The organism is Mesorhizobium sp. M0618, from assembly GCF_040320765.1.
Taxonomy (GTDB): Bacteria; Pseudomonadota; Alphaproteobacteria; order Rhizobiales; family Rhizobiaceae; genus Mesorhizobium.
Genome location: NZ_JAMYQH010000011.1, coordinates 112768 through 125502 on the forward strand (window position 1 = coordinate 112768; position 12735 = coordinate 125502).

The window sequence follows — 12735 nt, forward strand, 5'->3', positions numbered from 1 at the left end:
TCTTTTGCGGCGTCACATGCCGAGGGCCCTATGGGAGTTCTCGGATCGGCTCCAATTCAACGCCTTGAGCGCGGGAGGTTCGAACCCGTCTCTTTGACCTTAGTGCGATACTCGCCGTTCGACCTTCTCACAACATGGCAGCCCGCTCAAGGAGCGGACTGTCCGGATGGCCGGCGTCCGACTATTCAACGCTGATCCTTGCCTCAGCCGGCGACCGGCGCCGCTCTTCAATTCAGATCACGTGGAAAGTCCGTGACGTCTTCGCGATCAACGACGACATCGTCGCCAGCACGCGCAACGAGGTGGGTCTCCATGCGCCACACATCACGTAGCGCTCGTACCGTCGCCGAGACCGTAACTCTGACATCCCAGTCGCCTCGGCCATAGGAATTCTCCCAAGTCACGGTCCCCCGGGCCGAATTCGGATCGTCTGGGAGAACCACGAAGACGTCTGTTTGCCTAGCCGACACAGTGATGCCGGTATGCGGATGACGCACGGTCCCGCCATCACTGACGACAGTGTAGGTGGCTTCCCCGGTGACCTGGTTGGTCGTCACCTCGCGCCGGAAGGGCTCGCCCGCCTTGATCACTTCCTGCGCCATAGGCGTTGCGCTCTCCGGTCCTTCAAACGCGGCAAGCGTTGCATCCAGTGGCTGCGGCTTGCGCACCGGCAGGATCAGCCTGCTGCCAGCGCAATGAATCGACAGCGTCGCCTTCTCCGGCCCTGGAAAAACGATCGGCCAATGCCCGGTGGCGATGGCAAGCCGGATGCGCTGACCCTTCTCGAAGCGCTGGCCACAGCAGCGCAATTTGAAGCGCACCGTTTCGGGATTGCCTGGCTGCATTGGCTGGAGCTCGAGATCGTCATGCCGATGCGTGAGATTGAGAATGCCATAGCTAACGCGCGATGCTGCGCCGTCTTCGAGCACCAGCGATAGCGTCGCTGAGATCAGCGCAACTGGCTTGTCCGAGGCGAGCTTTACCTCGAGTTCCGGAAAGCCGAGAATTTCCACGGTTTCTTCCAAAGGGGTCGTTTCGAAGACAAGCGCATTGCCGGCTTCCATGCGCTGGTCTACCGGCAAGGTCGGAACGACGCCAAAAGCGCACCAAGCCCCCGAGGAGAGGCCCGCCGTCAACGGTGAGCAAATTGTCAGCACATCATCGCTGCTGGCGCCCTCTGCAAGGCGTCCCGGCGAAAGGGCCAGCGATCGTTGACCGACGCCTGGTCCCGGCCAGGAGGGCTCCGCGACCCAACGGCCGGGCCGCTCATCATAAATGGCAGCCGGGGGACATGGGTCTTGCATCCATGCCCGCAGCATCGGTTCTTGGCTAATGCCAGTATCGATGCCCTTGAGATACTGGTCCCACCAGCGCAGGCATTCCTTGAGAAAACCGATTCGCGGTCCGGGCATGGCGAAATGGGGATATTTGTGACCCCACGGACCGATCAGTCCCTTCCGGATCCCAGGCAGTCTTTCGAGCATGCGGAAGATCGGGTTCGGATAGCTGTCGGCCCAGCCACCGACGAGGTAAACGGGGATCTCGACATCGGAGTAACCCTCGCAGATCGAGCCGTGCTTATAGAACTCGTCGCGACGCTGATGCTCAAACCATTCCTGCATCCAGATGCCGTTGCCGTTAAGGCGGCCCTCCCAAAGCTGGCGCCAGCGGTCGCCGACAATCAGTGGATCGGGCGGCGTCATGGCGACCGCCCAGGCGGTAGTGCCCCAGTCCAGATTGTCGCACATCTGCGCGCCGCCGAGATAATGGATGTCATCATTATAGCGGTCGTCGGTTGAGCACAGTGAGATCACAGTTTTAAGCGCCGGCGGCCGGCGGGCGGCGACCTGGAGCCCGTTGAAGCCGCCCCAGCTAATGCCGATCATGCCGACCGCGCCCGAGCACCAAGGCTGTTTGGCCAACCACTCGATGACGGCCAAACAGTCATCCTGCTCCTGCTTCAGATACTCGCCCTTGCAAACACCTTCACTGTCGCCGGTGCCACGCATATCGACACGTACGCCAGCGTAGCCATGACCGGCGAAGTAGGGATGAGTGAGCGCATCACGTTCCGCCGTTTCGTCGCGTTTGCGGTAAGGCAAGTATTCGAGGATGGCCGGGACCGGATCGGCCTCGGCGTCTTCCGGGACCCAGATGCGGGCAGCTAGTTTCACGCCATCTGGCATCGGGATCCACAGGTTCTCAATCTCGCGGACCTTGCGCGGGAAATCGGTGACCACATGGATGTCTTTCATTGGACTGATCTCTTCTTAATTTGCGGCAGGTTGTCTCGGCGGCGCGCAGGACGGCACTGGGCGGGAATTCACAGGTGAGGAGATCGATCCGCACCAGCGGTGCAGGCGCCCCCGTTGCGCGCTCCATAAACTCTTCAGGCCGGTACGGTAGGGAAAGGCGTCCAATTTTGGCGGCTCTGCTCGACGCGATCCACAATGATCACGCTCTCGTTACAAAGCGGGGGTAGCCTATTGCCATTCATGGGTTGTGAACTCCTTGCCGTGCACGTCGAACATGTCAGCAGACCGACGTCGTCAGCTTCGTAGGTATCTTTTTCATCTCGTGCCGCCCGCACCGTCCAGTATCTGCGTCCTCTGAGCGGGTGGAATTATCACGGGATACTTAGCACCCGCGTTTTGCGAGACCGCGTCAAAATGTTTCCTCAGTTGAAATAAGGACTGCACAAAGCTACGTGGTCTGAAATGTTCTTGGCTCTTGGGAGCACAATCGACCGCTCGTTCCTCCGGACACTCAAAGCCACTCGACTTATCCTGGTGCGCGGCGATGGCCATTACGGCCGGGCGCAAGTAATGGCCAGGTGTGAGGAGAACGGCATCGACTACATCTTCGGACTGACGGGCAAGACGGGTCTCCGGCCGCTTGTCGATGAGAGCGCCGACAACGTCCGCACCCGCGGCGCTCGAGCGCAAACCTATGCTGCGCGGCTATGCCGAGACCCACTACAAGGCGAACTCCTGAAGGCAAGAGAGTCGCGTCTGCGCCCGCATCGAGGCAACTGCGATGGCCTCGACGACCGCGTCGTCGTCACCATTCTCGACAGTGGCTCGGCCGAGCACCTCTACGACGTGATCAAATGCGCCCGCGGCCAGGCCGAGAACCTGAACAAGATCCACAAGAGCCAACTTGCCTCCGACCGCACCAACTGCCGTTCGCCCATCGCCAACCAGGTCCGCCTCGCCCTGCACACGGCCGCATACTGGCTGATGCTCACCCCTGCGCCAAGCGGTGCCCACATCCGATCATCCCGGCAAAGCCGAGTTCGCCACGTTGCGGCTCAGGCTCCTCAAGCTCGGCGCCCGCGTCATCCACTGTCTCGCGCGTCGGCCTGGCCTTCGCCGCCGCCTGTCCCGAGGCCAGCCCTGTTGCGGGCGCTCGCCATCAATCTGCAGCACGCTGGACCGTGACCGCCGGCGCGTCCTCCTAGGCCATGGTCGTGTGGACGAATGAGTTGAAGTCAGCGGGTTGGCGGCGAGCCTGGCGATCGGCGACGTCGGGCTCGCCCCCCTCTTTGTGCCCCGCCTCATGCCGTCGTCGCGGATCGGTTTGGATGACATAGCCGTCTTCCTTCTTTCCTTGGAAGCGCGTGTCGAACCCTGCGCAGATGGCCGTTAGGTGTTGGCGGCAGGCCGACGGATCTCGGCAAAGACCTGGGTGTTTGCGCTGCAGCCAATCAGCCATTGTCCGGAGTTCGACAGCATTGTCAGAGAACGCACCAAGACTGTTGCTTCGAGTTCTACCCAAGGAGAAATACACGAAGTGTTCGGCTCGGCATGGCGCTTGCGTATGCTCTCGCAGCGCCGCAGGGAGCCGGAAACCGGCCCATTCGCTATTTACGCGTGCTGCCAACAGCGGTGCGCCTCTAACTGGGAGAAGCATCAAGTGAGCAGCCTCCGATTTGATGTGTCGAATGGATCAAGGGTCTGCCGTGCCCGACACAGCTTGAGCCAATTGAGGCGTTGCGGCGGCCTCGATCGTTCGAGCGTTACTCAATGTGGCCCTGACATCAGCAAGATCTGCTCCTAGATCGAAAGGGTTGGTTGCAAGTGATCACGGTGATAGTGCTAGTTGAGCTTGATCGAATACGTCTCGAGCTCGTCGAAAGGTTCGAGTGCATGATGCAAGCTGCCACGGAGGTAACTGTGTGCTACCGGACCACGGGCAGCGCCGATTTCGTACTAGTTCTGGCTGTGGATGATCTCGAAGCCTTCAAGGCGTTTGTGAAGACGAAGCTAAATACCGATTCGAACGTGCGGAAATTTAAGAGCATGATCGCTCTTGACTGTGTCAAAATCGATCCACGTTCCACACTATAACTTTCGCCAGACTGCGCTGACGTAAGAATGCACGCATCGCCAACCCGACCAATCGCCTGGGATGAGCAAAGTGACCGCTTCACCTTGCCGACGCGACCGAGCGCGCGGTGACGTAATCCGGGGCAGCTCCTGGAGTCTTTTCAGCGGCCGCCCCCGATACCTGCTCCTTCGGGCGAGGGGAGGCAGGACTGCACCTAGAGAGGCAGAACAGCAGCGAGCTTCGGCGGCGGCCAGGTTGAGAGCTCGTTCGGTCGCTGCCGATCAGATTAAGGGCAAAACTGGCATCACTGAGTGTTTTAAAGCGGCGCCTCCCTCGCACGGCTAAATGACGCAATCACCAGCGCAACAGATCCTACAATTCTTTTCACAGAAGCTTTGCGAACAAAAGTCGCTGCCAATGCTACTTTCACCGAGGATTTCAGGCAACCCAGGCTACTCGAAAGTAATCCCATCCGACAGGCAAGCCAATTCTGACGAATAGCGGCCGTGCCTTGCTAAAAGCACAATGCATCTGAGAGAAAGTAATATGGCAGCCCAAAAGTCCACGTATCCCGCACTTTCCGGAAGCAACCCGAGCGCGTCAACGAGAGAACTTCTCCAAGCGGCCGCCCATGAAGTTTGGAAACCGTACATGTACCACCAGATGTTCGATGGCGCAGACGCGGCCCAGAACATAGCCGAGGATGGGCAGGAGCCAAGGACTCACTCCAGCGGCGCTCTTTGCTGCGGTACATTCGGCGAGTTGCTGCAAGGCCAGTTGCCGGCGGGCTCCTTTCCCCGGGATTCTCACTTCCTCGTCACGATGCCGATCGCGCTCTTTGCGAGGGCTCATTTCACGCCGATCCCGGGCACACGATCCGTGACTGTCTATCCTTCTCACAAACTCAAAGCAAAACAGCTAGCTGAGAATCTCGTGAGTGCGCTCGGCGCCTCAGGAGGAATTCTGCTTTTGCAATCGGAACTCCCCGAAGGCAAAGGACTGGCAAGTTCGTCTGCGGATCTTGTTGCGGCTGCACGGTCAATCGCGCGCTGCTTCAAGCGCAGAATCCGCACGTCATTGATCGAGAAACTAATGGCGGAGATCGAGCCATCCGACGGAGTGATGTACCCAGGGGTGGTCGCATATCAGCAGCGAGCATGTCGCCTTCTCTCCTTCCTCGGACAAATGCCGCCGCTTGCAATCGTGGGCATCGATGAAGGAGGAACGGTGGAAACCGTTGATTATGATCAACGGCGAGGTGAGATCTCCGCTAGCCAACGGGCAGAATATCACGAATTACTCGACCGCGCACGGACAGCGATCCCGCATGGTGACACGGTCACAATAGGCAAAATAGGTACGGCCAGCGCGCTCCTGCATCAGGGGCGGGCTCCAAAGGAGCACCTGAACTCGATGCTGAAAGCATCCGAGGCTACTGACGCTCTCGGGGTCATAGTCGCGCACAGCGGCACAATGAGTGGAATCCTGCTCGATCGAATGACGGCGGACTTTCCATGGAAGCTTCGGTCCGTGCTCGCTCATGTATCTGGGTTCAACGACTCGCCAAAAATATTTCTGACTATGTGACTGGTTGTCAGTGAGGTAGCAGGATGAACGCTCTCGGCAAACGCTTGCCCTTCTCCAGATACTCTGATGCCTATGTTCTTCCAAGCATCATACGGTGTGAGACAAATCTTTATGTTGCGCAGTTTGCGTTCATGAAGCTTCTTCCCGCGAAGTACATCATTGAACAAGCGATGGCCAAGGGGAATCTGACGCACGGCATGAAAGTTCTCGAGACTTCAAGCGGAACCTTCGCGCTGGGTTTAGCAGTAATTTGCCGCGAATATGGATTCCAACTTGAAATCTTCACAGACCCAGTGATGGACAAAGCCCTGGAAAACCGGTTGAATTCCTTGGGAGCCGAGGTCTGCACAATAACTGAAAAGGCGAAGCAGGGTGGCTATCAAAGAAGCCGTCTCGATGCGTTAGACGCTAGGATGAGACAGTTGGGCCACTCTTGTTTTTGGCCCCGGCAGTACGAAACACCCGACAACCCAGCAGCCTATAGGCTCTTCGCCGACCAAATAGCGGAGATGTTGGGCCCGGACGTAACGTTGGTCGGGTCTGTAGGGTCGGGCGGTTCTACTTGCGGAACGATAGAGCGACTCCGCCAAAAAGCGCCTAGCGCACGCCTGATCGGAGTGGACACCTTCAATAGCGTGATTTTTGGCCAGCCGGATGGCGAACGCACACTGCGGGGGCTGGGGAACAGTCTTGTCCCCGAGAACGTGAAGCACGAACTGTATGACGAGGTGCATCTCATCTCGGCTTCGCTCGCATTGACTGCAACGCGACTCCTCCACGAGCGGCACGCCGTCTTCGCCGGTCCGACGTCCGGAGCGAGCTACATCGTGGGGCGGTGGCGCGCTCGGCAGTATCCAGAAGAAACCGTAGTCGTCATTTGCCCGGATGAAGGCCACCGCTACGTCGAAGCTGTCTACGACCGCGAGTGGCTCAAGCAGAACGGACCTCTAAATGAAGCCGGTGTGCTGGATGCGCCGGCGACCGAAAACCATCCGTCGACGGCTCTCCCACCATGGAACCGATATCTTTGGAAGCGGAAAGCCCGGGAAGCTGTCTTAAGCGTTTGGAGCAAGTTTGATGAGCCGAGGTAGCTTCCTTTTCGTAGAGAGCAACACGACGGGCACTGGCGAACTATTGTTGAAGCGGGCCCGAGCCCTGGGCTTCGAACCGTATCTCGTTGTACGCAATCGAGCGCGCTATCCGTTTTTAAAAGACTCCGCGGTGCCTCAAGTAATCGAAGCTGAAACGCGCAATCCGGATGACGTTATCGGGGTGGCCAGCAAAATAGGAAGGCTGAAGGGAATATACTCATCGTCCGATTATTTTGTGGAAACTGCGTCACGTGCCGCGACTGCAATGGGACTACCAGCAGCGAATCCAGAGGCTGTGGTCATATGCCGAAATAAATGGAAGCAAGCACTCCAGTTGCAGCGACAATCAATCGCGATTCCTGCAACTCGGCTGGCCACATCCATCACAGACGTCGAAGACATTCTTACCCAAGTCACTCTGCCAGTCGTCGTGAAACCAGTCTGCGGAAGCGGTAGTAGCGGCGTGCGGCTGTGCGATAGTGCAGCAGCCGCGATCGAGGCGTTTAAGAGTGCAAAGGACGTATTGGTGGATCAAGTGGATCTGGCCAGTCCCGACATCCTGATCCAGCAATATGTGGAGGGTAAGGAATACTCCGCAGAGATAATTGCGTATGATGGGACGCTGCACTGCCTTGGAATTCTCGCCAAGCACAAAGGCCCGCCTCCCTGCTTCGTTGAGGTGGGGCACGACTTCCCGGCCCCGCTCCCGGAATGGTCCCTCAAGGAACTTGCTTCTTTTGCCGCGGGCGCGGTATCGGCTCTGGGCTTGGAGTTCGGACCGGCTCATGTAGAGTTCGTGATAACGGCGTCAGGCCCCGTCATCATCGAGGTCAATCCCAGGCTGGCTGGAGGAATGATTCCAGTCATGCTTTCGCACGCCTTGGGTACGTCAGTCCTGGATACGGTGATCAAACTTTACGCCGGGGAAGCATTCACGCCCCTCCGAGCGAGCACAAGGGCGGGAGCCATCCGCTTCCGCCTTGCTGATAAGCCCGGCAAGCTCAAACACCTGAGCTTTTCTCGAAGTCCAGACGCGACAGTACCTGAGGCGGGTGTTCTGAAATCTGAGGGCGAGGAGGTTCGAATAAACGGCGATTTTAGAGACCGGGTAGCCTACGCCATAGGCATTGCTGATGAACTCAATGCCGCAGCCTTGGCAGCTGAACGGAAGATCGATTCCATCGTGATTGATATTGAGGCAGCTGCTTGCGAATCGAACAACGACAAAGTCGCTGGGTCAAGCCAGAGCAAGTGGAACCTGCATCCCGAAGCGATGAAGTTGCTCGCTCAGCCAATCGAAATCGCGCGTGACGGTCGCCTTCTGCGGCACCAGGCGTCCATAGACGAAGCACATCTGGTCATGCTCGCGGACCAGGGGTTGGTCAGCCAAGCAGTGGCTGCCGATCTGCTCAAGCACATTTTGGCCCTTCAGGACGAGGGCTTTCAGTGTTTGGAGGGCCGTGATGCTCCGCGTGGCCTCTACCTTGCCTATGAGGCAGAACTTGCCGCGAGAGCTGGTCCTGAAAAGGCCGGCTGGCTGCACCTTGCGAGATCCCGCAATGACTTGAACGCCTCCATTTCTCTCCTGATGCTTCGGGAAGCTGCTTATTCCATCTCGCAACAGATAGGTGCTGCACAAGATGCCCTACTTCGGCGGGTTGAGGAAGCATCGAGACTTGTGGCTCCGTTGTACAGTCAGTACCAGATCGCACTTCCCGGATCGCCGGGGCACTACCTGCTTGGTGTCTTCTTCGCTTTGTCGCGCGAGCGCCAGCGCCTCCATTGGCTCCTGGAGGACATCAGGAACTGCCCTATGGGGGCTGGTGCCGGCGGAGGCACCAGCATGCCCATAGATCCCACAAAGACAGCAAATCTTCTGGGTTTCGAACTGCCGTCATTCAACTCACTTGATGCTGTTGCAAGCCGTGACCATCACCTACAAGCGCTTTCGCTCTTCGCTGGTGTTTCGATTTTGCTCAGCCGTGTGGCCCAGGACCTGCAGGTGTGGACGACGCGGGAGTTCGCGCTTATCGACGTCCCTGACAATCTTGCTGGCGGCTCTTCCATGCTGCCCCAAAAGAAGAACCCGTTTCTGCTTGAACACATCAAGGGCTCGGCAAGCACCGTGATTGGCGCATACGTTTCTGCAGCAGCTGCAACCTGCAAAGCGCCTTTCAGCAACTCGATTGAAGCAAGCAACTACGGCTGCTCTCCCCTTAAGCTTTCAGAGGAGGCCGTGAAGAGGGCCATCATCCTCACATCGCTTATCGTGAAATACATGTCGTTCAGCGCGAAGTCTATGCGCGAACATCTGGCAGACGGGTCATCAATGACGGCCGTCGCCGCCGAACGGATGGCGTCGCGAGGCGTTCCTTTCAGGAAGGCCCACACTCTAATTGGCGAGATCGCGGAACGACTGTCACAGGATGGCTGCGTCGCGGAGCGCCGAAGCGAGCTGGCCAGCCACTTGGCCGATGTGTTGCCGGCGAGTCTTGAAGAGTGCAGGGACGCTCTGCAGTTTGGAGGAGGGCCTGGAAAAAGATCAACCGATAGCCAGGTCTCTGTAGCAAAAGCGCTGTTTCGGGACATGCAGCTCAAATGCGAGGACATACGTGAGCGCTGGGCGCGCGCTGAGATGCATCGCAAACAGAAGGTGAAAGAACACATTGATAAATATCATATCGACTTGAAGTATATGGACATAGTCTGACGGGTTCTGAGGCCGGACAGGGGTTGCCGACCAGAGCGTGACCCGACCTGATTGTATCGGGATTGAACGACGCCGCGCCGCACATCATGGCCGGATCAGGGCGCAGCGGCAAGCTGAAGTCCTCGACAAAACTCTTCGCCGACGAGACGACCGCGCCGGTGCTCGATCCCGGCCGCGGCAAGACGAAGACAGGCCAACTCTGCCGGCGGTGACCGACCATGGAATGGCGGCGACCCGGCGGGCGTCGCCTATGTCTATGCGCCGGATCGAACGGCCGAGCGTCCGATCGCTCATCTCGCAGGCTTGACCGGGATCTTGCAGGTCGACAGCTATGGCGGCTATCGCGTGATGGCCGAAAAGAGTGGCGTCACGAACCGCGGGCTTCACGACGGAACCCGCAATGACCGTTACCAAACGTTTAAATAAGTGATGAAAAATATTCACAAATCTCTTCTTTAAAAAGCGCTCTCTCTCCGTAAAATCGACCTCTGCACTTAGGGCAATCAGCGAATGAACATGGAAAAGCAAATGACTTACGAGATGAGCAGTCCCCCTTTCGAGCTTGAATCCCACTTCAGCGAAGACTACTTGCACTTTAGCGAGGTGATCAATCCGCCGGAAAAAAGTGACAGGGAAGCAGCAGCAATTTGGGACCTTCTTTCGCTGAAACAAGGCAGCTCAGTTCTCGAACTCGGATGCGGTTATGGGCGGATAGCCAACCGATTGGCGGAAAAAGGGGCGCGGGTAACCGGACTGGATATCTCAGGGATCTTGCTAAAAAAAGCCGAAGCGGATGCGGCTGAGCGCCGGGTAGATGTTGAGTATGTTCTTGGCGATATGCGCTCACTTCCTTGGCGAGATCGGTTTGACGCGGCTTTTCTGTGGAACACGTCGTTTGGCTACTTTGATGAAGCGGATAATGAAAGAGTTCTTCATGAAGCCGCCTCTTCACTTCGGAATGGCGGGCGTCTGTTAATCGATCAGGACAATCGCTTCGATTTGCTACGCGACCAGTCTCCTATCGTCGTGCAGCGTAACGATGATCTAAGAATTCATTTAATAAACCCGGATCCGCTAACCGATCGTAGAAACCTCGAAAGGATCGTCGTCCGCAATGGATGCGTTAGACGATCGCGAATTTCTATCAGATACTATGGATTTGTTGAATATGCTCGCATGTTGCCTAGCGCGGGGTTCGAGACTGTTGAAGCCTATGGAGCTGAAGGCGGAGAGTTTACGTCCTATGGCCCGCGACTCGTGGTTGTCGCGCATAAGTAAGTAGGAGTTTAGGGCAATAGATGGTCATCGCTTTCTACGGGTGAAAAGGGCTCTGACTCACTATGTGGAACCGCCCGAATGGCATATGTGGAACGGGGCGTTGTCACGTTGTTTGATTGTAGCCGCGTGGTGCCGACACCGCGCTTTTCGGGCAGGGCGTGCACTCACGGCTTCCCACACGGCCATGGCTTGGCGTCGATGGGTTCGAATTTGTGCGGAACGGTTGCTCTGGGACGGGAGGAAGAGGTTTCGGGCGGCGGAGAAGATCGACACGAAATGCTGCAATGAGCCGACCGGCCGGAAAACCTGTCGCGTTCGCTCCCGTTTTCGGAACAGCCGGGGAGAATTCTCCGCCCGTTGTTCAAGCCCTTATGGGAGCGGTGTTCCACGTTCGGCATGACCTGGCGTTTGGCCCCGTAGGAGCGTAATTTGTCGGTGATCATACGCTTTGGCGGCAGACCCTGCTTCTTCAGAAGTCACGTCAGCAGGCGCCTGGCGGCCTTGTGTTGGCGCGTCTGACGATCTCGTCGAGCACATATCCGTCCAAATCACCCGCTCTCCACAACCAGCATTTCTGACCGTTGATGCGCACGACTTCATCGAGGTGCCAGACATCGTCTTTTCGTCGGCGCCTTGCGGCGTATGTGGCGCGCATAATCAGGGCCGTGCTTTCGGCACCATCGGCGGAGGTCTCGTAGGAAACAACGATCCCGCGATCGAGCAGCATTTCCTCGACATCGCGCAGTTCAGATTGAAGCGGAGTAGAGCCAGACAGCACGGGGCCACGATTTCGATCGGATAGAGTGGTTCGTGTAGGCCGGTGCACTCACAATCACCTGGCGCGCTACTACCTCAATTTCCTTACCGCTCAATCATGTGACAGCGCCTTGCGATCATTTCCGCCGTGGTTGACTGGCCCGCGATTACGGCCGCGGGATCGCTCCTGGCGTGGCGCATATTTATCACTGCGGTCGTAAGTGAAGCTTGCGCCCGGCCTGGCGAGAGCGTGATTGAACTTGAACAGTCCCGATCCTGCTGGTGGCACTGCTTCCGTTGCCAGCTTATCGCGCGGCGGCATGGTCGTATGTGTTGCCAGAAGTTGCTCGTGGAACGATCCGATCGACGCATGCGTGTCGCGGGCGGCGAATGGCACATGGACGAAACCTATATCAAAATCCGAGGCAGGGAGCCATCGACAGCGTCAGCGATACCGTCGAGTTCTTCTTCATCGAGTGCCATGATCTGTTGGCGGCCCGCACGTTTTCCGCGAAAGGCGTTTAAGCGTCATGGGAGACCGGAACGATCGTCATCGACGGCAGCCTGAGGAATCACGAGGTAATCATTGCCTGGGATGCCGAGAGCTACGTGCGAGATCGGTCGAACTTTGAAGCCGATCATCGGCAAAGGCCGATCTTAACAATCGGATCGAACAGGATCATCGACTCAAAAAGCGCCGGATCCGATCCACTCGATCGCCAAGATGCCAACGAGCCCCCCTGCATTCCCAATCTCCGGCAGGCGATCCTCGTCATTCGCTGCCGTGGTCAACCAGATACTGTTGAAGGCGTCTATGTTCGGAACATGCCACAATCCGCCGTTCCACGCGAAACATGTGGTTTTGCACCTCTTGGTCGCACACCTCTCTGGTGGCACGCCGATTGCACGGACATTGCAAAGGATTCGCTTCGACCAAAGCGATCTCGAATTTCCGGCCGAGGAGATTTAAAATGAAGCTTCATG

The 12735-nt window shown here is 57.6% G+C and carries 7 protein-coding genes and 3 pseudogenes; 8 read left to right on the forward strand and 2 right to left on the reverse strand.

Going from position 1 to position 12735, the window contains the following annotated elements; translation table 11 throughout:
• Positions 1–227: 227 nt before the first annotated feature.
• A complete protein-coding gene (locus NKJ04_RS14250; protein ID WP_352675750.1) occupies positions 228–2255 on the reverse strand; it encodes a CocE/NonD family hydrolase in 2028 nt (675 codons plus the stop codon).
• Between the two features lie 462 nt (positions 2256–2717).
• Between NKJ04_RS14250 and NKJ04_RS14255 the strand changes: the two genes are divergently transcribed.
• From NKJ04_RS14255 to NKJ04_RS14285, 7 genes and pseudogenes are all read left to right on the forward strand, one after another.
• Entirely contained in the window at positions 2718–3440 is a 723-nt protein-coding gene (locus NKJ04_RS14255; RefSeq protein WP_352675753.1) for a transposase, read from the forward strand.
• Positions 3441–4094: 654 nt separating this feature from the next.
• Positions 4095–4349, forward strand: coding sequence for an Lrp/AsnC ligand binding domain-containing protein (locus NKJ04_RS14260; RefSeq protein WP_352675886.1), 255 nt, complete (start codon positions 4095–4097; stop codon positions 4347–4349).
• Positions 4350–4980: 631 nt separating this feature from the next.
• Entirely contained in the window at positions 4981–5916 is a 936-nt protein-coding gene (locus NKJ04_RS14265; protein ID WP_352675755.1) for a GHMP family kinase ATP-binding protein, read from the forward strand.
• 131 nt (positions 5917–6047) lie between these two features.
• The gene (locus tag NKJ04_RS14270) at positions 6048–7007 is read left to right on the forward strand and encodes a cysteine synthase family protein (RefSeq protein WP_352675758.1); all 960 of its coding nucleotides are present in this window, start codon (positions 6048–6050) and stop codon (positions 7005–7007) included.
• The gene (locus tag NKJ04_RS14275) at positions 6994–9717 is read left to right on the forward strand and encodes a lyase family protein (RefSeq protein ID WP_352675761.1); all 2724 of its coding nucleotides are present in this window, start codon (positions 6994–6996) and stop codon (positions 9715–9717) included. Before NKJ04_RS14270 ends, NKJ04_RS14275 begins: the two co-directional genes overlap by 14 nt.
• A 113-nt stretch (positions 9718–9830) precedes the next feature.
• Positions 9831–10086: pseudogene (locus tag NKJ04_RS14280) on the forward strand (IS66 family transposase); the annotation flags it as partial.
• Positions 10087–10227: 141 nt separating this feature from the next.
• Positions 10228–10995, forward strand: coding sequence for a class I SAM-dependent methyltransferase (locus NKJ04_RS14285; RefSeq protein ID WP_352675764.1), 768 nt, complete (start codon positions 10228–10230; stop codon positions 10993–10995).
• A gap of 150 nt (positions 10996–11145) precedes the next feature.
• On the opposite strand, the pseudogene NKJ04_RS14290 reads toward NKJ04_RS14285, so the two are convergent.
• Positions 11146–11831 (reverse strand): annotated as a pseudogene (locus NKJ04_RS14290) (IS6 family transposase); the annotation flags it as partial.
• 263 nt (positions 11832–12094) lie between these two features.
• Here NKJ04_RS14290 and NKJ04_RS14295 point away from each other — a divergent pair.
• Positions 12095–12458: pseudogene (locus NKJ04_RS14295) on the forward strand (DDE-type integrase/transposase/recombinase); the annotation flags it as partial.
• Between the last annotated feature and the right edge of the window lie 277 nt (positions 12459–12735).

What these genes read in the sequence shown, in the direction of transcription:
- NKJ04_RS14265 (WP_352675755.1), top strand. Translation starts at nt 4,981, where the DNA reads ATGTACCACCAGATGTTCGATGGCGCAGACGCGGCCCAGAACATAGCC.
- NKJ04_RS14250 (WP_352675750.1), bottom strand. Translation starts at nt 2,255, where the DNA reads ATGAAAGACATCCATGTGGTCACCGATTTCCCGCGCAAGGTCCGCGAG.
- NKJ04_RS14255 (WP_352675753.1), top strand. Translation starts at nt 2,718, where the DNA reads ATGTTCTTGGCTCTTGGGAGCACAATCGACCGCTCGTTCCTCCGGACA.
- NKJ04_RS14285 (WP_352675764.1), top strand. Translation starts at nt 10,228, where the DNA reads ATGAACATGGAAAAGCAAATGACTTACGAGATGAGCAGTCCCCCTTTC.
- NKJ04_RS14275 (WP_352675761.1), top strand. Translation starts at nt 6,994, where the DNA reads ATGAGCCGAGGTAGCTTCCTTTTCGTAGAGAGCAACACGACGGGCACT.
- NKJ04_RS14270 (WP_352675758.1), top strand. Translation starts at nt 6,048, where the DNA reads ATGAAGCTTCTTCCCGCGAAGTACATCATTGAACAAGCGATGGCCAAG.